17 protein-coding genes and 1 pseudogene are annotated in these 17,926 nt (G+C 67.6%); 9 read left to right on the plus strand and 9 right to left on the minus strand.

Annotation, left to right across the window (positions count from 1 at the left end; all coding sequences use genetic code 11):
• Positions 1–25: 25 nt before the first annotated feature.
• The 5 genes from D7W81_RS12955 to D7W81_RS12975 all read right to left on the minus strand — a co-directional run bounded on the left by D7W81_RS12955 (position 26) and on the right by D7W81_RS12975 (position 5,107).
• On the minus strand, positions 26–1,732 hold the full coding sequence (locus D7W81_RS12955) for a hypothetical protein (RefSeq protein WP_244227182.1): 1,707 nt from the start codon (positions 1,730–1,732) through the stop codon (positions 26–28).
• 422 nt (positions 1,733–2,154) lie between these two features.
• Positions 2,155–2,811 (minus strand): TVP38/TMEM64 family protein, encoded by a 657-nt coding sequence (locus D7W81_RS12960; RefSeq protein ID WP_120555670.1) that lies wholly within the window; start codon positions 2,809–2,811, stop codon positions 2,155–2,157.
• Positions 2,811–3,470, minus strand: a complete 660-nt coding sequence (locus D7W81_RS12965) for a Rossmann-fold NAD(P)-binding domain-containing protein (protein WP_120555671.1) — start codon at positions 3,468–3,470, stop codon at positions 2,811–2,813. The genes D7W81_RS12960 and D7W81_RS12965 overlap by 1 nt, the downstream gene beginning before the upstream one ends.
• Positions 3,467–4,021, minus strand: a complete 555-nt coding sequence (locus tag D7W81_RS12970; protein WP_120555672.1) for a TetR/AcrR family transcriptional regulator — start codon at positions 4,019–4,021, stop codon at positions 3,467–3,469. Before D7W81_RS12970 ends, D7W81_RS12965 begins: the two co-directional genes overlap by 4 nt.
• A gap of 102 nt (positions 4,022–4,123) precedes the next feature.
• Entirely contained in the window at positions 4,124–5,107 is a 984-nt protein-coding gene (locus D7W81_RS12975) for an AraC family transcriptional regulator (protein WP_120555673.1), read from the minus strand.
• 159 nt (positions 5,108–5,266) lie between these two features.
• Between D7W81_RS12975 and D7W81_RS12980 the strand changes: the two genes are divergently transcribed.
• Positions 5,267–6,142 (plus strand): NmrA family NAD(P)-binding protein, encoded by an 876-nt coding sequence (locus D7W81_RS12980; RefSeq protein WP_279637815.1) that lies wholly within the window; start codon positions 5,267–5,269, stop codon positions 6,140–6,142.
• A gap of 26 nt (positions 6,143–6,168) precedes the next feature.
• Here the strand turns inward: D7W81_RS12980 and D7W81_RS12985 are convergent, their stop codons facing one another.
• A complete protein-coding gene (locus tag D7W81_RS12985; RefSeq protein ID WP_120555675.1) occupies positions 6,169–7,104 on the minus strand; it encodes a DMT family transporter in 936 nt (311 codons plus the stop codon).
• A gap of 118 nt (positions 7,105–7,222) precedes the next feature.
• Between D7W81_RS12985 and D7W81_RS12990 the strand changes: the two genes are divergently transcribed.
• Together D7W81_RS12990 and D7W81_RS12995 are read left to right on the plus strand one after the other, a co-directional pair.
• Positions 7,223–7,960 (plus strand): AraC family transcriptional regulator, encoded by a 738-nt coding sequence (locus D7W81_RS12990; RefSeq protein WP_244227184.1) that lies wholly within the window; start codon positions 7,223–7,225, stop codon positions 7,958–7,960.
• A gap of 30 nt (positions 7,961–7,990) precedes the next feature.
• Positions 7,991–8,827, plus strand: a complete 837-nt coding sequence (locus D7W81_RS12995; RefSeq protein WP_120555677.1) for a YopT-type cysteine protease domain-containing protein — start codon at positions 7,991–7,993, stop codon at positions 8,825–8,827.
• A 93-nt stretch (positions 8,828–8,920) separates the two neighbouring features.
• On the opposite strand, the gene D7W81_RS13000 is transcribed toward D7W81_RS12995, so the two are convergent.
• The gene (locus D7W81_RS13000) at positions 8,921–10,915 is read right to left on the minus strand and encodes a S8 family serine peptidase (RefSeq protein WP_120555678.1); all 1,995 of its coding nucleotides are present in this window, start codon (positions 10,913–10,915) and stop codon (positions 8,921–8,923) included.
• Positions 10,916–11,057: 142 nt separating this feature from the next.
• Here D7W81_RS13000 and D7W81_RS13005 point away from each other — a divergent pair, with 142 nt between their 5' ends.
• Genes D7W81_RS13005 through D7W81_RS13020 form a run of 4 tightly spaced genes read left to right on the plus strand, consistent with a single transcriptional unit; the run spans position 11,058 to position 13,402 of the window.
• Positions 11,058–11,477, plus strand: coding sequence for a MarR family winged helix-turn-helix transcriptional regulator (locus tag D7W81_RS13005; protein WP_208721283.1), 420 nt, complete (start codon positions 11,058–11,060; stop codon positions 11,475–11,477).
• A gap of 57 nt (positions 11,478–11,534) precedes the next feature.
• Complete coding sequence (locus D7W81_RS13010; protein ID WP_147445462.1) at positions 11,535–11,927, plus strand: hypothetical protein; 393 nt, start codon at positions 11,535–11,537, stop codon at positions 11,925–11,927.
• Positions 11,928–11,969: 42 nt separating this feature from the next.
• On the plus strand, positions 11,970–12,578 hold the full coding sequence (locus tag D7W81_RS13015; protein ID WP_120555681.1) for a TetR/AcrR family transcriptional regulator: 609 nt from the start codon (positions 11,970–11,972) through the stop codon (positions 12,576–12,578).
• Positions 12,575–13,402, plus strand: a complete 828-nt coding sequence (locus D7W81_RS13020; protein WP_120555682.1) for an alpha/beta fold hydrolase — start codon at positions 12,575–12,577, stop codon at positions 13,400–13,402. The genes D7W81_RS13015 and D7W81_RS13020 overlap by 4 nt, the downstream gene beginning before the upstream one ends.
• Here D7W81_RS13020 and D7W81_RS13025 read toward each other — a convergent pair.
• Positions 13,309–14,643, minus strand: a complete 1,335-nt coding sequence (locus D7W81_RS13025; RefSeq protein WP_158621580.1) for an amidohydrolase family protein — start codon at positions 14,641–14,643, stop codon at positions 13,309–13,311. The genes D7W81_RS13020 and D7W81_RS13025 overlap by 94 nt on opposite strands.
• A 333-nt stretch (positions 14,644–14,976) precedes the next feature.
• On the opposite strand from D7W81_RS13025, the gene D7W81_RS13030 reads away from it, so the two are divergent.
• The gene (locus D7W81_RS13030) at positions 14,977–16,656 is read left to right on the plus strand and encodes a lipase family protein (protein WP_120555684.1); all 1,680 of its coding nucleotides are present in this window, start codon (positions 14,977–14,979) and stop codon (positions 16,654–16,656) included.
• A 3-nt stretch (positions 16,657–16,659) separates the two neighbouring features.
• On the opposite strand, the gene tam is transcribed toward D7W81_RS13030, so the two are convergent.
• Positions 16,660–17,433, minus strand: coding sequence for a trans-aconitate 2-methyltransferase (tam, locus tag D7W81_RS13035; protein ID WP_120555689.1), 774 nt, complete (start codon positions 17,431–17,433; stop codon positions 16,660–16,662).
• A 107-nt stretch (positions 17,434–17,540) separates the two neighbouring features.
• Here tam and D7W81_RS41965 point away from each other — a divergent pair.
• Positions 17,541–17,926, plus strand: a pseudogene (locus D7W81_RS41965) (hypothetical protein); the annotation flags it as partial.

The following is a 17,926-nucleotide window of genomic DNA, read 5'->3' on the forward strand; positions in this document are numbered from 1 at the left end:
AACCTAGCACCCCGTCCTCGCGGCTTCAGGTCACCTCTTTTTCCAGCTTCTTGCGGTACGCCCCCACCAGTTCCTTGTGTTTCTGGGGGACACACGACAGGCAGGCGGTCTTCTCGGCAAGCTCCGCCGTCTCGAAGGGGCCTTTCACGGGGACCCCACGCTGGATGAGCAGCGAGCCGGCCGACTTCAACTTGTCGATGGCACGCTGAAGGTTGGCCACATGTGTGTCAATCCTGTCCGACGAAAGACCATCTACCCGCTTCTGGACCTCCTTCGTCAGATTCTCTTTCTCATTCGGCTTGAGCGTCTTCTTTCCGTGATACCAATCCTGACGAAGGTTATTCCAGGTGCTATTGCCGAAATGGTTGATATAGCGACTTCGCAAATCCTCTGTGGAAAGGGATTTTATCGCTATGTATTGGGTGAGGCTGTTGCTTGTGTGAGGGATTTCCAGCGTTTCGAGTGCCCAGCCTGGCAGCGCGTACTCACTCGCGAACAAAATGTCATTTTTGCTCTTGTCATAGCCTGGCAGGAGCTTGCAGCTCGGGTTGACGTGGTAGTATTTGCCCAGGCTGTACCAGAAAACCTCATCGTTGATGTCTTCGTCCTTCACCTCCGGACGATGGGTCCCGGTCCCCTTCCGTGGATTCTCCCGGAGGTCGAACACCTTGTCGGTGCTCTCAAGGTACCCCACACCCAGCCGGGCGAAGAGAAGGTCGTACAGGCTGCGATACGTCAGGTCTCCGAGTTGCTCGTCCGACAGGTTGGACTCGACCCAATGGATGACGAGCGCGACCTCGCGGCGTGGCACCGCATGCCGCTGGGGCAGGGTGAGGAAGTTCAACCTGTACCGCTCGCCCTCCGTGCCTTGGGCCATCTGCTCGCGCATGGACATGTTTCCGGAGCCGGTGCCGTGGACCGCGTAGGGATATTTTCCTCCGTACCAGTAGTGCTCGACCGTGTCCGTGAGGCGCGTGCTTGGCTTTCCGTTGTCCCAGTGCAGCGCTTCTCCGGACCCGGTGACGCGGTGAAACGCAGTGGTGAAGGAGAAGCCCTTCGTCCCCGTCCTCCCGTAGCGCTTGCCGTGCTGGATGAGGTCGAGCAGCAACAGGTTGATCAGCAGGGCCGAGGGAAAGCGCGAGGCCTCCATGCCAAACATCAGCGCCACGGTGCCCGTGAGGAATGCCAGTTCCCCCGGCTTGTATTCGGTGTCAGGCTTCGTTCCGCTCAGGATGGCGAGCATGTCCTCAGCGAGCTGGGATTCCTCGTACCCTGCCTTGAGGAGCCGGGCGAAGCTCGAGTGGATTTCGCCATAGTTCAGATCGTCCTGGTTCTCATAATAATAGACGCGCTCGGACCATGTGCGCGGCACGGACGCCGGGAAGTTGGAATAGCTGAAGAGCGCATCGTGCGAGTCGGGGTCAAGGAGCGACACCGCGCAGGGCAACAGCAGCTCCGAGCCGTTGTTGCCGCGTACCGCGAAGTTGGGATTGAGCGCCGGCCACGCCGAGGGCTTCTGGATGATCAGCTTCGGGATCGTCGTGTTCCCCGGCGGCGTCCTCCGGCTGAGGTTCGTATCGTGGACCTTGATTTTCAGCGCGACGTCCACGAAGCGATGGCTGTCGGTGACGCCCCGGCTCCTCTGGATGACGGCCGCGACGGCCGTGTCGATGGCTCTCAGGATCTGGGTGAACGGCAGGCGCCCCGTCTTCGTCTGAATCTCATGCTTCATCGCGGGCCTCGTTTCCGAGCGGAGCTACAGGCGAATCCGTCAGTGTGGCGCAGTGCGCTGTCACGAGCGGGATGGTAGCGCGTTCCAGGACAGACAGGCCAACGGCGCCGGCCTGCACGCGCCATCCTCGACATGGGTGTTCACGACGCTGGAATGGAGACGGCGCGCAGTTGTTCCGCTTGAGCACCGCTCCTGTCCTCTCCTTCCGGCGTGGTGCCTCCGGCGGCGTGGAGCCAGCCGTGGGCGCGGGGGAGGACTGGATGAACTCGGGAGGAGCCTCGACCGTGGCAACGGGCCAGTCGTGCACCAGGGTGCCGTCCGAAGGATCGAGCACGTTCCCATCCGGTGACGCCGCATGGAGCAGGCCATTCACATTCGCACGCCGCGCGAGCTGCAACCTCGGCGCGGCGCTTCTTGCTCAGTCAAGCGAGGCGACGGCACCGCTCATAGGCTCGGGCGAGCGCGGCGATGAGCAGCGAAGCGATGAACAGGCCGGTGAGAATCGGCCACGCGCCGGGCTGCATGTTCCCTGACGCGTCGAACATCTCCCCGCCGAGGTAGCTGACGAGCAACAGCGGCGGGATGTAGCCAAGAAGCGAACCCCAGAAGTGGGTCCAGAACCCCACCTTCGAGACGCCGAGGAAGGAGTGCAGCACCTGCGGCATCCAGAGGATCAGCCGCAGCAGGACGACGGTCTGGAATGCGTTCTTTTCGAGCGCGTCGTCGTACTTGCGGAGCCGCGCCGGGATGTGCGCCGAAACCCAGTCCTTCGCCACGAAGCGCGCGAACGAGAAGCCGACGACGCTGGCGGCCATCGTCCCGGCCATCGAGAGCACGAAAGCCGTCCGCCACGGCCAGATCAGCGGTGCCGCGACGATGAAGACCGTCCCGGGGACGCCGAATGGTTGCAGGACGGTATAGGCAGCGACGAACGCGAGATATCCCCACGGCCCCATCTCGACGAGCGTTCGCGCGAGGGTCTTCGGGTCGGCGGCCTGCGTGAAGATGCCCAGGTGGTAGGCGAGCCCGAGCATGCCAATCACCAGGACGACCGCCCCGAGCTTCGCGTACCGCGCCATCACGTCTGGGCCCCGACCCGGTTGATGTCCGCGGACTCGAGGATGAACCGGTCGGCCCGTCCTTCCACGACGCGCAGCATGGCGCGCCCGAGCCGCTCCGACGTCGTGAACAGGGAAGGGAAGAGGCGCCCGAAGAGGGGGAAGACCGGTGTCAGCAGGACGATGCCGGCCTGATAGATCCGCACGCGGCTCCGGATGCCCGGTCCCGGCCGGATGAAGGCGGGCCTGACGGCGCCGGCATGCCGGAACGGCATGGACTGGAGCGCGCCCTCGACCCGCTGCCGCACGCGTGCCCACATCGATTTCCCACCGGCGCCGGCAGCGGAGCAGTAGCAGAAGGAGAGCCCGGGATTGAGACGCAGGAGGGCACGGGCCCAGACGAGCGTCAGCTCTTCGGTCACTCGCGCGTAGGCCGCCTCATCGAGTCCGACCGAGCTGATGCCCACGGCCCAGATGCAGGCGTCGTAGCCGACGAGCTGGTCCTCCACGGCCGCGAAGTCGAACAGATCCTGAAGGAGCAGCTCACGCAGCTTGGGATGCGTCACGCCGCACGAGCGGCGCCCGATGCTCAGCACGGACTCGACCTTGGGGGCATTGAGTGCTTCGCGCAGGGCCCCCGCGCCGACCATGCCGGATGCGCCAAAGAGGATGATCTTCATGGTCGCCGGCCCTTCTCTTTCGTGGGTGGAACGAAACGTTCCGCGAGGATGCGCAGGCGCCGCTCGAGCACCGCCGTCGCGGGTTCATCCGCCAGGAGGCCATCAAGAGAGAGCAGGAAGACTTCAGCCTTCTCCTCATCCCCCAGGATTGCCGTCACGCACTGGAGCGCGACCTTGTGATGGCGTGCCTCGATGTCGGGATCCAGCCGCGCGCAGACGTCATGGAACTCAGCCCCCATCGGTGCCGCGACCAGGTCGGACCAGGGGTCAAGCACCAGCAACCTGCAGACGTTGATCAGGCGCTCGTAGGGACTGCCCGGACCTTTGGCGGCCTGCTGCGCTTCAGGGTGGAGCGCCAGCAGCCAGTGCGCGAAGACGGCCGTGAAGAGGTCTTCCTTGTCCTTGAAGATCCGGTAGAGCAGCGTCCGCGAGATCTCCGCGCGCTTCGCGATGTCCTCGAACGAGGTCTTCGCGAAGCCGAAGTTCAGGAAACACCACCGTGCGGCTTGCAGGACCTTCGAGCGGCGCTCCGCCGCCTCTTCCTCGGTCATTGCGGCTGGCATTTGGAACGTTGTGACACGTCATGTTCATGATGTCAAAATGCTCCAGAGCCGATGAGGAGGCGCACATGCGCACTGCCATGGCGATATCGGTCAGTCCTCCAGGAGGCGAAGCGCTCCGCCGCGAGTCTCCGCGTCGCGACGGAACGTGCCGGGGGCGACGCCGAGACAGCGTTTGAACGCCCGGCTGAAGGCGGCCTCGGACTGGTAGCCGAGGCGGCTGGCCACGTCCGCGAGTCCGGCAGCTTCTTCGCGCAGCAGCGATGCGGCGACCTGCATTCGCCAGTGCACCAGGTACTGCATCGCGGACATTCCGACGCGCTGGGTGAAGCGCGCCGCGAAGGCGGAGCGTGACATGGCGGCCTCCTTCGCCAGCGCCGCCAGCGTCCAGTCGCGCGCGGGGTCGCGGTGGATGAGCACGAGGGCGCGTCCCACCCGCGGATCCTGGAGCGCGCCAAGCCAGCCCATCCTTGCCTCCGGTGCGTTCGCCAGCCACGCGCGGAGGGTCTGGATGACCAGGATGTCCGCCAGCCGGGTGACCACGGTTTCGCCTCCGGGCCGGAGCGCCTCGGCTTCCGCCGCCATGAACCGGAGGGTTCCGTGCAACCACTCGGGGTTCGGCGTGTGGGCGGCGGCGACGTGGATGACCTCGGGCAGCAGGCCGACGAAATGGCGCGCGGTCGGGTGGTCGAAGCGGACCGCGCCGCAGACCATCGTCGTCATGGCGCCGGCACCTCCGTGGCGGAGGCGCTCGTAGCGTTCACTGAGCGCCTCACGCGGCAGGTCGAACAGCGGAGCCGTGGGGGTGCCGGGCTCGCTCACCAGCGAGTGGCGGAGGCCCTGCCGCACCAGCGCGAGGTCGCCGGGCTGGAGCAGGACGCGCTCGCGGCCCTCGACCTCGAGCCAGCCGCGACCCGATGTCACGACGTGGAACATCATGCACTCGGGGATCGCTGGCAGCGCGAGCCCCCAGGGCGCGGAGAACTCGGAGTTGCAGCAGAACGCCCCGCGCATGCGCAGCAGGTGCAGTGCTTCTCCGAGCGGATCCACCGAGCGCCAGACGTCCCGTTCATCCATACCGGGGAGTGTGGGGGAGGCGGGCGCGCAGCGTCCAGCGGCCTGGACGTTCGGGCATGAATCCTGGACCTGCTGTCATTGAGATGCCTCCACGTCGCGCCGATATTGGACGCCATGCAAGTCACCCGTTCAGAGGGAGGTCGCGGAATGATTGTCGTCATGGGAGCCACCGGTCGCACTGGGAAGAGGGTCGTGGAGGCATTGCTGCGCGCGGGCGAGCCGGTGCGCGCCATCGGACGTTCGGAGGCGTCACTGGCCGCGCTGGTTCGCGCTGGCGCGGAGGTGCGCGTCGGGGACTCCAGCGACGCGGGCTTCCTCACGGAGGCGTTCCGGGGCGCCAGCGGGGCCTACACCCTGTTGCCGTATGACCTCCGCGTGGAGGACTACCGCGCGCAGCAGGCCCGGATGGGCGAGGCCGTCGTCACCGCCGTGCGGGAAGGCGGTGTGGGCCATGTGGTCGCGCTGAGCAGCGTGGGCGCGGACCAGGGGACGGGCACAGGCCCCGTGGACAGCCTGCACGCGCAGGAGGCGCGGCTGCGCACGCTCACGGGCGTGAACGTGCTGGTGCTGCGCGCGGGTTCGTTCTTCGAGAACTTCTTCGACGTGCTGCCGGTCATCCGCCACCAGGGCCTCGCCGCGGACGTCGTCGAGCCGGCGCGCCCCATCCCGATGATCGCGACGCGGGACATCGCCGACGCGGCGGCGACGGCGCTCCGCGTGCGGGACTGGAAGGGCTTCGTGGTGCGCGAGCTCTTGGGCCCCCGCGACTTGAGCTACGCCGAGGCGACACGCATCCTCGGGGAGCGCATCGGCCAGCCGGAGCTGCCGTATGTGAAGCTCCCGCCGGACGACATGGCTGCGGCGCTTATCGAAGGTGGTTTCTCCCAGGACCTGGCGCGCCTCTACGTGGAGCTGGCCCAGGCCATCAACGACGGGCGCGTCCGGTCGTTGGAGGGACGCACGCCCGCGAACACGACGCCCACGCGCTTCGAGGACTTCGCCGACGAGCTGGCCCGCGCCTACGCGGCGATGTGAGGCGGCGTCCTGGCCTCACCGGGGACTCACGTCGCGCCTGGTTTCAACGCGGACGCGGAGCGCAGCAGGCCCGCGCCACTCACGATGAGGATTCCGGTGAGGACCAGCACCGCCCCCACGGCGAAGGAGAGGTCCGCCTGTTCGTTCAGCACGAAGATGCCCGCGCTGACGCCGAACAGCGGCGTCATGAACGAGAAGACCGACAGGTTGGACGCGAGATAGCGGCGCAGGAGCCAGAACCAGGTGAGGTAGCTGGCGAAGCAGACGATGACGCCCTGGAAGAGCAGGCTCGCCCAGGCCACGGGCGCCATCGTGATGGGGCCCGCCTGGCCCGTGAGCAGGGCCACGGGCAGCAGCAGCGCGACGCCGCCCACCAGCTGGTACAGCAGCGTCTGCGTGGGCGGTGCGTCCGACAGCGCCGACATGCGGATCACCACCGTGGTGGCGCCCCAGGACAGGCCCGCGATCAATCCCATCGCATCCCCCAGGAGCACGTCCGGGCTCAGGCCTCCCCGGAGCCAGCCGCCGCCAAAGGCGACCGCGATGCCCGCGAAGGCCACGCCGATGCCAAGCCATTGGGTCCCCTTCAGCCGCTCGGAGGGCACGAACCAGTGCAGGCCCAGCGCCGAGAAGACGGGGGCGGTGTAGAGGAAGACGCCCATGTGCGAGGCGTGCGTGTGGCGCAGCCCCTCACCCACGAAGAGGAACTCCGAGGCGAAGAGCACGCCCACGAGCATGCCCGCGCGCCAGGGGCCACGCCGCAGCAGCCCCCGCTCGCCCCGCATCCAGCACATCAGCGCCACGAGCAGCGCGGCCAGGCCCGAGCGCAGCGCCATCTGCATCAGGTTCGGGATGTGGGGAGCGGCCAGTTTGACGGCCACCTGCTGCATGCCCCAGATGGCGCACAACACGACCATGGTCGCGAGCGCGAAGCCGTCCGCGGGTTTCCGATGAGAACTCATGCCTTCATCATGCGACTGGCGGGGCTGATGGATATAGCGAGGTTCCGACAACCCGTACCGAGAAGCCGCCATGGCGAAGCAGCTGCAAGTTCCCTTCACCTCAAAGCTTCCACACCCCGTGTATTTCCGCTCGGCGAGCCTGCCCGCGGCGGCGACCTATCCCCAGCACCGGCATCCCTGGGGCGAGTTCGTCTACGCCTTCAGTGGAGTGATGGAGCTCAAGCTGGCGGGCAGCCACTACCTCGCGCCCCCGCAGTACGGCATCTGGCTCCCACCTGACGTGGAACACCGGGGCATGAACCGCTTCGAGGCGAGTCATTGTTCGCTCTACCTCGCCGCCGAGTGGTGCCGGGGACTGCCCAGGACGGCGTGCGCGATGGCGGTCAGCCCGCTGGTGAAGTCCTTGCTGGAACACCTGCGCACCCAGGCCCTGGCGCATCCCCGCACCAGCGCCGAGCGCAGGGTGTTCCGGGTGCTCATCGACCAGCTGACGCTGGCCCCCGCCCACGGCAGCTACCTGCCCATGTCCGATGATCCGCTCCTGGAGCCGGCCCTCACGGCCCTGGAGCAGCATCCGGAGGATGAGCGCTCCCTGGCCGAGTGGGCCCAGGCGCTGCACACCACCGAACGCACGCTGGAGCGGCGCTGTCAGCAGCAGCTGGGGCTGTCGTTCAGCGAATGGCGCCAGCGCCTGCGCGTGGTCAAGGCGCTCGCGATGCTGGAGCAGGGCCACACGGTGGAGGCCATCGCGCTGGACCTGGGCTACAGCAGCGCGTCGGCCTTCATCGCGATGTTCCGGCGGATGACAGGCACCACGCCGGACAAGGTCCGGGGCCATGGGCTCGTGGCGTCGTGAGGGGACGTCGCTCGGGTATATTCGCGGACCATGAACTTGTTCGCCAGCGCCCAGGCTCACGACGGAACCCAGACCCAGACCTACAGCCAGTCGGAGTACATGAGTGCCTTCCAGCAGGCCCACGAAGGGGTCCGGAGAGGCGTCTGTCTGGGGTTCTCGATGGTCTGGCTGGGCGCCCTGATCAACAAGAAGGACACGTTCTGGGACTGGTGCAAGACCCAGGAAGGCATCGAGCACATCGCCATGACGCAGGCGGAAGCGCATGGCCGCGGCAAGACTGGCTTCGGGGAGTCCGAAGACAGGCAGGAATACATCGCCAGCTATTTGGACGCGGTGAGCCTGCGGGAGTCGAAGTCCTTCAAGATCGCCAGTGACGACGCGATCGTGGAGACCTTTCTCTCCCACGTCGCCGGCGGCAGGATCTGCCTGATGTCGCTCAAGCGGAAGAAGGAGGATGTGAGCGGCTCCAATCACGCCGTCGCGTCGTACATGGATGGGAAGAACCTGATCTTCATGGACCCCAACTTCGGGGAGGTCGTCTTCCCGCTCCAAACGCTCCCCCTGTCCGCCAGCAGCGAGAAATCCAACGTCAACCTGACGAGCCTCGGGATCGAGACGGGGCCCCGGTTTCCGGGGGATGGGCTGCACGAAGTCGCCATGCTCCAGTTGAGCAAGAAGAGCAGCTCGCTCCAGGGGTGGAGCACCGCGCCCACCCCCGCGCTGCCCCGCAGCCGCCTCGTCGACGACTTCGCCGTGAGCCCCTCGGATCCGCGCCTGACGAAGTTCAGCAAGTGGTTCGACTTCTACCTGCGCAGGTCGGGCTACCTGTCGAAGTATGTCGAGTGCCGGGTCAGCTTCTTCAGCTAGCCCCGCTCCGGGCACGAAAGAAGAAGCCCAGCAACCGGGTGCGGTTGCTGGGCCCAGGACTTCGAATTGTCGCCGGACGTCCTGTCCGGAGGACTACCGGACGACGGTCAGCTCGGTGTCGTCAATGAAGAAGCTCGTCTGCAGCGACGAGTCCTCCGTGCCGTTGAAGTAGATGCGGACGGTCTGGCCCTTGTACGCGGCCAGGTTGAACGTGCGCTGCACGTAGGCCGTGCCCTTGTCCAGGTTGCTGTACGTGGCCAGCGTCGCCAGCACCGTGCCCGCGCTGTTGCGGACCGTGATGGCCAGCTTGTCGTAGGCCGTCGAGGCCGTCGTCTCCGCCGTGGTGATGCGCGTCCAGAAGCTGAGCGTGGCGCTGCACGCCGTGGCGGGGATGGTGACGTCCTGCCAGGCGAACTCGGTGCGCGTGCTGCCGTAGCCGTTCAGGTAGGCCTTGTACGTGCCCGTGCGCGGCGCGCTGCCGGACGTGGTGCCGTCAATGACGCCCGACGAGGTGGTCCAGCCCGTGTTGCCGCTCTCGAAGCCCGCGTTGAGCAGGAGCTGCTCGGTGATGGAGCAGCTGCCCGTGCCGTTGTTCACCGTCACCGACACCGTGGCGGACGTGCCCACGTTGTTCGCCGCGTCGTACGCCTTCGTGGTCAGCGCGTAGGTGCCGTTGGCCACCGCCGTCGTGTTCCACGCGAAGCTGTACGGAGCGGCCGTCGCCGTGCCCAGCAGCGTGGTGCCCGAGTAGAACTCCACGCGCGACACGCCCACGTTGTCGGAGGCGTTGGCGCTCAGGGTCGCGGTGCCGCTCAGCGTGGCGCCGCCCGCCGGCGAGGTGATGGACGTGGTGGGCGGGGTGGTGTCACTGCCGCCGCCCCCGGTGATGAAGAGCGTGTACAGCAGCTTGTTGGGCGAGCCGGTCCCCGGGCTGGTGACCTTGTTCGGCGTGGCGTTGTTCACCAGCGCGTCACGCACCTGGGCGGGCGTCGCGCTGGGGTTGGCGCCCAGGTAGAGCGCCGCGGCGCCGGCCACGTGCGGCGAGGCCATGGACGTGCCGCTCATCGAGGTGCTCGACGAGTTGCCGGAGTTGGAGGCCGAGGTGATGCTCGAGCCCGGCGCGAAGATGTCCACGCAGGTCCCGTAGTTGGAGAACGACGAGCGGCCATCGCTGCTGGTGGTGGAGCCCACGGTGATGGCGTTGGCCGCACGGGCGGGCGAGTAGTTGCATGCGTTGGCGCTGTCGTTGCCGGCGGCGACCACCGTCGTGACGCCTGCGGCAATCAACCGCTCCGTCGCGTCATCGATGGCCTGGATGCCGACATCGCCCAGGCTCATGTTGGCGACGGCGGGCTTGACGTGGTTGGCCGCCACCCAGTCGATACCGCCGATGACCTGCGCGTCGTTGCCGTAGCCCGTGCAGTCGAGCACCCGCACGCCGTGGAGGGTGACCTTCTTCGCCACGCCCCAGGTGGTACCGCCCACCGTGCCCGACACGTGCGTGCCGTGGCCATGGCAGTCGGACGGGTCGCTGTCGTTGTCGATGAAGTCGTAGCCGTTGCCGATGCGGCCGGTGAACTCGGTGTGGGTCTGCCGGATGCCGGTGTCGATGACGTACGCGTGTACGCCGGTGCCGTCGACGTTGTACGTGTAGGAGCTGTTGCGCGGCAGGTCCCGCTGGTCGATGCGGTCGATGCCCCAGGTCGCGCTGGTCTGCGTCGCCGACACGTGGATGAGGCCGTTCTCCTGCACGTACGCCACGCGAGGGTCGGACAGGAGGCGCTGGGCCTCCGCCTCGCTCATGTTCGCCAGGAAGCCGCGGATGGTGTGCTCGTAGGTCCGCAGCACCCTGCCGCCGTTGAGGGACACCAGCTCCTGGGCGATGTTCGCCGGGCCCAGCTGCCGGACCTCCTGCGAGGCGTCACGCAGGACGACGATGTACTCGCCGGGGACGGCGCGGGTCCGGCGGATCATCTGCGCCGTCTGACCGATCTGCTCGCCGTCGGACTCCGGTGCCTCGGGCATCGGGCCGCATGCCGCGGCCAGCAGGGAGAGAGCACTCACCGCCTGGGTCAGTTTCAGTTTCATTCGGCCTCACGGGGAACGTGCGGGCACCGGGACGGATGCCCTCGCACAATCAGTGTAGTTAGCTTTTCTTGGAAAACCGGTCAATGCGGCCCCAGGCACCGGGGCAGGGTAGAGTCCGCGGTCCGACGGAGGTGGACGCACGGTGGCTGCATCGAAGTCGATGGTGGGGTTGACCGCTGGACTGCTCGTCGGCGGGCACAAGGCGGCGAGGCTGTTGGAGGCCGAGCTCGAAGCCACCGGCCTCAGTGCCGGCGAAGCGGTCCTGCTGTCCGCGCTCGCGCCGGGCCCCATGACGATGACCGGCGTCATGTCCACGCTGCACATCGGTGCGTCCACGGCGACCAGCCTGGTGTCGCGGCTGGAGAAGGACGGACATGTGCGGCGCTCGCGCAACCCCGCTGACGGGCGCTCCCTGCTCGTCGCGAACACCGCCTCCGGTGATGCCCTGTGCAAGGCGGCCGAGGCGGCCTTCAAGCGCGTGGACGCGAAGCTCGCGGAAGCGGGCCGTGACGCCGTCCGGGGACACACCGCGCTGATGAAGCGGCTGGCTGACCTGTCCTGAGCGTCTTTCGTTCGCTACGAAATCGTAGTACGTTTTCGTAGTGATAGGAGGACGGCCATGGACGACGGCGTTTTTCTCGAACGATTCTCACGAGGAGAGGTGAGCGGGTTCGCGCATCTGGACCACGTGCGGGTGGTCTACCTCTACACGCGCAGGGCGGGCCGGGAGGCCGCGGTGGAGCTCACCCGCGCGGGCCTGCGGACGCTGACCGGCAAGCTCGGAGTCCCGGAGAAGTACCACGAGACCGTGACGGTCGCGTGGGCCCGGCTCGTCAGTGAGCGAGCGGCGGCCGAGCCCGGACGCGACTTCACCGCGTTCATCGACGGCAACCCGCGCTTCCTGCGCAAGGACCTCCTGGAGGACTACTACTCGCGGGAGGTCCTCTTCGGAGCCGAGGCGCGGACCCGGTTCGTCGAGCCGGACCAGCGTCCGCTGGGGCCTTCTCCATGACGCCCTTTACATTGAGCGAACGTTCACTCAAAGATGTAGGGCATGCCTCGTACGGCCGACGCCAACGCAGTCCTCCGGGAGAAGACGCGCGAGCGCGTGCTCCAGGCCGCGGTGCGGCTCTTCTCCCGGCACGGCTTTGATGGGACCAGCGTCCGCGCGCTCGCGCAGGAGGCGGACATCGCGGTGGGGCTGCTCTATTCGCACTTCGAATCCAAGGAGGCGGTGCTCACGGCGCTGATGCAGTCGTCGATGCTGGACGTCGCGCACACGCTGGAGGCGGCGGACCGCGAACCCACCGCGCGGGGGTTCGTCACGGCCCTGCTCACGTCCGCCGTGGAGATGCTGGATGCGCACCGGGACCTCTGGCGGCTGAGTCAGGGCCTGCGTCACCAGCCAGAGGTGCTGGCGCGGCTGAAGCTGCCGCTGGAGCACTTCCTGGGGGCCACGCACCAGCGGCTGGAACGGGCGTTGTCGGCGCGCGGGGTGCCGGAGGCTGGCATTGAAGCGCGGGTGCTCTTCGCCTTGGTGGAGGGCATCTCCCAGCAATACGTGCAGCACGAAGGCGGCTACCCCGCCGCCAAGGTGATTCGCGCCGCGGCCCGGAGGTGGCCCGGTGCTCCTTCTCGCAAGCGAAAGGCAGACGCCCCATGAAGCGGCTGAAGGTTCCTGGCGGTGAGATGGCGTGGTGGGAGGAAGGGCAGGGCACGCCGGTGGTGCTGGTGCATGGGACGCCCTCGTCCTCGCGCGAGTGGCGGGAGGTGGCCCGGCAGCTCGCGCCGTCGTACCGCGTGCTCGCGCCGGACCACCTGGGCTTCGGGGACAGCGAAAGGCCCGGGGACTGGCGCACCTATTCGCTGCCCTGGCACGTGGAGAACCTGCGCTCATGGTTGGAGCAGCAGGCGCTGGGGCCGTTCCACCTGGTGGTGCATGACTTTGGTGGGCCCATCGCGCTGCCGCTCGCCATCGCGGCGCCGGAGCGGGTGCTGAGCCTCACCGTGGTGCAGAGTTGGCTGTGGGACCTGAAGGGCCCCAACGTCGACAACGCGCTGATGCGGTGGCTGTACCTGTCCTGGAACTTCTCCGCTCGGACGCTGGTGAAGATGTCCTGGGGCCGCCGCACGAAGCTGACGCGGGAGCTGCACCAGTCGTTCATGTCCCGGTTTCCAGACCGGGCGTCACGGATGGGCACCTGGGGCTTCGCGCGCTCCATCTCCCACGAAGGCCCGTGGATGGAGGAGCAGGGACAGGGCCTGGGGCGGCTCGCGGACGTTCCGGCGCTCGTCGTCTGGGGGAGGGCGGACAAGGTCGTGAAGCCCGAGCACCTGTCACGCTGGCGGCAGGCCTTGCCCCGGGCGCGAGTGCTGGAGTTGGAGGACGTAGGTCACTTCCCGCAGCTGGAAGCATCTGACGCACTGGGGGCCGCGCTCCTGGAGCACTTGAGGTTGCTGCCTCGCTCCGCGAGGGACAGGCCGTAGAGTTCCCCGGCATTCGTGCGCATCACCATCGTCGCGATCTCCTCGGCGCGGGCGCGACTCACTTCTCCGCCGCGAATCATGCCGCCGAGTGCCATCGCCAGCGCGGTCCGCGTCTGGGTCGTTCCAATCCATGCGGCCAGCTCCCAGCCGGTATCCGGCCCGAAAGACGCGGCGTCGGTCCCGAAGAGCACCTTGTCGGGGAACTGGCGCAACCAGTCTCGCAGGATCGCGGCCAGCGTCTCGGGCGCATAGAGCAGCGCCATCGCGGACGTGTCCACGTAGACGTTCGGCTTCCACATCATCGCGCGCGCATGCGAGGCGTGGATGCCGCCGCCATGGACGAGGATGAAGCGGGTGTGGCGCAGCGTCGGATCATTGAAGGTCGGTTCCAAAAGCAGCGGGTCGGCTCCGGCGGCCTCGTAGTACGCGCCAGGGCCCTCGAACGAGTGGATGTGGACCGCCATCCCCAGGTGGCCGGCCTCGCGTGAAATCTCCCGGAACAGGAAGTCCTGGAGCGCCTTGTACTCGGCAGGTGTCGGCTCTCCACCGCCGACGTAGCGCGCGTACACGCCCCCCGCGGTTTGGGAAGTGATGTCGGCGAAGTCCAGCGAGCGGAGCAGGGCCGCCTCGAACTTCACCGCGACGCACCCCGCCTGCTTGTGACGCTCCAGCGTGGGTGTCACCACGGTCCGCAGGTAGGCCTCCAGTGTCGCCGGCGGCGCTTCGACCTTCAGCTCCGCCAGGTAGCGCCGCAAGAGCGATGCCTCCAGTGGATACAGCTTGCGGCGATCCGGCGTGATGGCGGCCTCCGACCGCGTGGAGAGCGGCAGCATCAGCGCATCCACGAAGGACACCCAACGGAAGCGCGGCGGCGCGAGGCCCGGTCCCATCCCCACCCGGTTCGCGAGCATCACCTCTGTTCCGATGCGGTCCAGCACCCACTCGGGAAATCCCTCTCCGTGCTGCTCGGCGATTGCCCGCATGGTGGCCCGCAGCCCGGGCCAGTGCGCGTCGCTCAGTTCCTCATGAGGGAAGCCGTAGAGGGCTTGATATGCGGCCAGCCAGCCAGGACTCTCCGGCCGCAGTGTCACGGGAACTGGAAAGTCTCCCAAGACCTCCAAGGGCAGGGCATCGGACTCCGTGTCACCGGGCTCGACCGTGTTCGCATGGGTGTGGTTGTCGACGGCTCGAATTTCCCCGATGCGTTCGCGCAGCGCGGTAGTGCTCGCATCCAGTGTCATCGCGCGCTCCTCTCCCTTGCGCCTCACGTTCACCCTGAGCATCGGGGACTGGCTTCGCCAACCGAGCCTCGAACATCAAGGTCACGGGGGGCTTGACGTCGAGCTTCAGCAAGCGGTCGTCGGAGCCCAGCTCCCCCGGCTCCTTTTCGGAGCTGAGTCCAGGACCCGGTTCGTTGAATCAGCTCTGCGGACGCTGCACGGGGGATTCAGCTCCTGACGAGAATCAGGCCGGTAGGAAGCGCTCGCGTGGGTCGGCTCCGCTCCATTGACTCCGAGTCAGCGCCCCTCGTTTGATCCTCGACTCCGGACGCTTGCCCCCCCAGGAGTCACCCAATGCCTCATCCCGATGCCCAGACGGCGCTGGAGATGCTGGAGTACTGCCGCTTCGCCTACAAGGCATACGCCCAGGGCTGCGTCTACCCGATGGATCCGTTCTACGAATCCCACGGGGCCGGGATGTGGCAAGGCGCGCGGGACCGGGTGCTGGCCCAGGTGCACAAGCTGCTTGGCAGCGAAGCGGACATCCACAAGTTCGATCCCATCGAATACGACTTGAGGACTCCGCCGAACCCCCGCAACGGGGTCGTGTATCGCGGAGGTACGGGCGCCTCGCCGTACATCCTCTTCCAGCCGAGGGAGCTTGACCGCTCCATCTCGTTCTCGAAGGGCGTGGACCTGGAGGGCGAGGACATCCCCGTGAAGGTCCAGGGCCTCTTCGGAGAGCAGACCCTGCTGGGCCTCGAGCACCCGGAGGCGACGGGCTCGAAGCGGTGCTGCTATTTCCAGGGCAAGACGGGGATGACGCAGACGCACCCGAAGGCGGGCTGGGCCAGCTGGATGGGGGCCGCCATCTACGACCCCGACCTCCAGCGGCTGGTGGTGGTCTTTCGCGGGAGCCGGAGCGGCAGCGGCGGACGCGCCCTGGGGCAGGCGCTGGTCAACAGCGCGGGGAGCCCGGACTGGGTCACCGACATGAACCACCTGAAGGAGGCCCGTGTCGGCCGCTTCAGCAACGCGACGCTCTCCGCCGGCTTCTGGTACGCCTACGAGAGCTGCCAGGAATCGCTCGCGGCAGCCTGCCTGGAGGCGCTGCACGGCCGGGTGCCCCGGGAGATCATCTTCACCGGCCACAGCCTGGGGGGCGCGCTCGCGCAGTGCGCGTATCTCGACCTGGCGGGCGGCGAGCTGCTGGAGAAGGTCTACGCGAAGATCCGGAACCAGGTGCGCGTCTGCTGCTACGCCCTCTCCGCGCCGCCCGTCGTGCTCGGGTCGAAGTCGAAGGAGAAGCTTGAGCTGCACATCGGCGGGGCGCCGCAGGTGTTCCACCACTTCTCGCCGTACGACGCCGTTCACAACAGCAAGAAGGTGAATACCTCCGGCGTGACGGCCGTGAACTCGCTCGTGGGGAGCGTCACCCATCCGCTCACGTCGCCCACCCATCTGGGGCTGGAGATTCCCCTCAAGGACTGCACGCTCGCCTTCCCGGATGCGCATGAGCCCGAAGAGGTACGCAGGGGGCTCGTCGGGCTCATCCGGAAGGAGGCCAGGATGGGCCTGCCCGCGGACCCGGGTTTCTGGCCCACGTTCGATTTCAACCCTGCTGGCGCATGGGGGATGTCGGTGCGGCCGGGCGGTGAGTGGGGGGCGGAGGCGCTCGCGGCGCACCTGAAGATCGCGCTCATCACCAGCGTCACGGAAGAGCGGGCGCGGTTGCGCGCGCAGCTCTGGGCGGACGTGGTCAAGGGCAGTGGAAGGCGGAAGGACGCCTACGCGGTCGTGGAAGACATGGACGGGGACTCGTTCGATGCCTTCGCCAGCGCCTGTGGGATCGTCACGGAGCTCAGCAATCCCTTCACGGAGAACCGCAAGCAGAACCAGTTGCAACTGCGGACGCTGCGCAACGAGATGATCAAGTCCTACCAGGGGGCCTCCGGCCACAAGGCCTCCTCCAGCGTCTACTTCGTCATGCTCCAGTACCTGACGGCGGCGCAGTACGGGCTCGACATCGTGTGACGGTCACCATCGCGTCGCGACGATGAACAGCCGGGGGAAGGGCAGCAGGACCGTTCCGTCGGGCAGGGCAGGGTAGGCCCGGGCAATCCCAGCCTGGTAGCGGGCGAGGAAGTCTGTCTTTTCGTCCGCCTCCAGCGGTTCGAGGAAGGGTCGCAGCCCCGAGCCCTTGAACCACTCCACCACCGCCGCCGCGCCGCTGGCCAGCGGGTGGAAGTAGGTCGTGCGCCAGACGTCCACCGTGGCCCCGGCCTCGCGCAGCACGCGGAAGTACCAGTCGGCGTCATGGCGGACCGTCCGCGCGTTCGCGGCTCCCATCAACCTGTCGGCCCAGGGCCCCGCGCTCCCGGTCTCCCGCATCAGCCGGTGTGACGGCTCATCCAGGTTGTCCGGCATCTGCACCGCGAGGCTTCCACCTGCCGTCAGCTTGCCGAGCAGCGCGGGCATCAGCGTGGAATGGTCCGGCACCCATTGCAGCACCGCGTTCGCGAGGATGACGTCGTAGGGGCCCGGGTCGCTCCAGGTCGCGATGTCTCCCAGGTCGAACCGGACGTCCGGCAGCCGCTTGCGCGCCGCGGCGAGCATGTCCGGGGAGCTGTCCATCCCGGTGACGGCGGCCCCTGGAAAGCGGGCGCGCAGCAGCTCCGTGGAGTTGCCGGGACCGCAGCCGATGTCCGCCGCGCGCTTCACGTCGGCCGCCGGAACCCGCGCGAGCAGGTCGCGGATGGGGCGGTTCCGCTCGTCTTCGAATCGCGTGTACTGCGCCGCTGACCAGTCCATGGGCATCCCCCTGGCCGGGAAGCTACTGCGTCATGACCCGGTCATGGGTCCTTCATGTCTTGGCTGTCGTGCGCTGGCCAGACGCGGATGGGCTAGCGTTCCAGGGCATGCGACTCCTCCGCGCTTCCGCCTTCCTGTTGCTGATGGGGCTTCTCGCCTCGGGTTGCAAACGGGACTCCGACAGTCCTCCGCCCAAGGCCGTTGCTCCGGTGGAAACGCCAGAGCCCTTCATCCGGGCGGGGCTGGTGGCTCCCGTCACCGCCGCGGGACTGCCGGACACGGGCGAGGTGGACCTCGCGGCGCTGCGTGACTCCGTGGCGGACCCGAAGGTGCTCTCCGAAACGGAGCTGTCGAAGCTCACGCAAGGGCCCGCGCCCGAAGCGGAGCGCCGGACCATGGCCCCCGCGAGCGACGAGTCCTCCGCGATGGATTCAGAGGTCATGGACCTCGAGAGCGCGCCCCGGCCCCCGCCCCGCGCGGCGCCCGCCGCACG

This window comes from Corallococcus aberystwythensis (genome assembly GCF_003612165.1).
Classification (GTDB): domain Bacteria; phylum Myxococcota; class Myxococcia; order Myxococcales; family Myxococcaceae; genus Corallococcus; species Corallococcus aberystwythensis.

What these genes read in the sequence shown, in the direction of transcription:
- D7W81_RS12955 (WP_244227182.1), bottom strand. Translation starts at nt 1,732, where the DNA reads ATGAAGCATGAGATTCAGACGAAGACGGGGCGCCTGCCGTTCACCCAG.
- D7W81_RS12960 (WP_120555670.1), bottom strand. Translation starts at nt 2,811, where the DNA reads ATGGCGCGGTACGCGAAGCTCGGGGCGGTCGTCCTGGTGATTGGCATG.
- D7W81_RS12965 (WP_120555671.1), bottom strand. Translation starts at nt 3,470, where the DNA reads ATGAAGATCATCCTCTTTGGCGCATCCGGCATGGTCGGCGCGGGGGCC.
- D7W81_RS12970 (WP_120555672.1), bottom strand. Translation starts at nt 4,021, where the DNA reads ATGACCGAGGAAGAGGCGGCGGAGCGCCGCTCGAAGGTCCTGCAAGCC.
- D7W81_RS12975 (WP_120555673.1), bottom strand. Translation starts at nt 5,107, where the DNA reads ATGGATGAACGGGACGTCTGGCGCTCGGTGGATCCGCTCGGAGAAGCA.
- D7W81_RS12980 (WP_279637815.1), top strand. Translation starts at nt 5,267, where the DNA reads ATGGGAGCCACCGGTCGCACTGGGAAGAGGGTCGTGGAGGCATTGCTG.
- D7W81_RS12985 (WP_120555675.1), bottom strand. Translation starts at nt 7,104, where the DNA reads ATGAGTTCTCATCGGAAACCCGCGGACGGCTTCGCGCTCGCGACCATG.
- D7W81_RS12995 (WP_120555677.1), top strand. Translation starts at nt 7,991, where the DNA reads ATGAACTTGTTCGCCAGCGCCCAGGCTCACGACGGAACCCAGACCCAG.
- D7W81_RS13000 (WP_120555678.1), bottom strand. Translation starts at nt 10,915, where the DNA reads ATGAAACTGAAACTGACCCAGGCGGTGAGTGCTCTCTCCCTGCTGGCC.
- D7W81_RS13010 (WP_147445462.1), top strand. Translation starts at nt 11,535, where the DNA reads ATGGACGACGGCGTTTTTCTCGAACGATTCTCACGAGGAGAGGTGAGC.
- D7W81_RS13015 (WP_120555681.1), top strand. Translation starts at nt 11,970, where the DNA reads ATGCCTCGTACGGCCGACGCCAACGCAGTCCTCCGGGAGAAGACGCGC.
- D7W81_RS13020 (WP_120555682.1), top strand. Translation starts at nt 12,575, where the DNA reads ATGAAGCGGCTGAAGGTTCCTGGCGGTGAGATGGCGTGGTGGGAGGAA.
- D7W81_RS13025 (WP_158621580.1), bottom strand. Translation starts at nt 14,643, where the DNA reads ATGACACTGGATGCGAGCACTACCGCGCTGCGCGAACGCATCGGGGAA.
- D7W81_RS13030 (WP_120555684.1), top strand. Translation starts at nt 14,977, where the DNA reads ATGCCTCATCCCGATGCCCAGACGGCGCTGGAGATGCTGGAGTACTGC.
- tam (WP_120555689.1), bottom strand. Translation starts at nt 17,433, where the DNA reads ATGGACTGGTCAGCGGCGCAGTACACGCGATTCGAAGACGAGCGGAAC.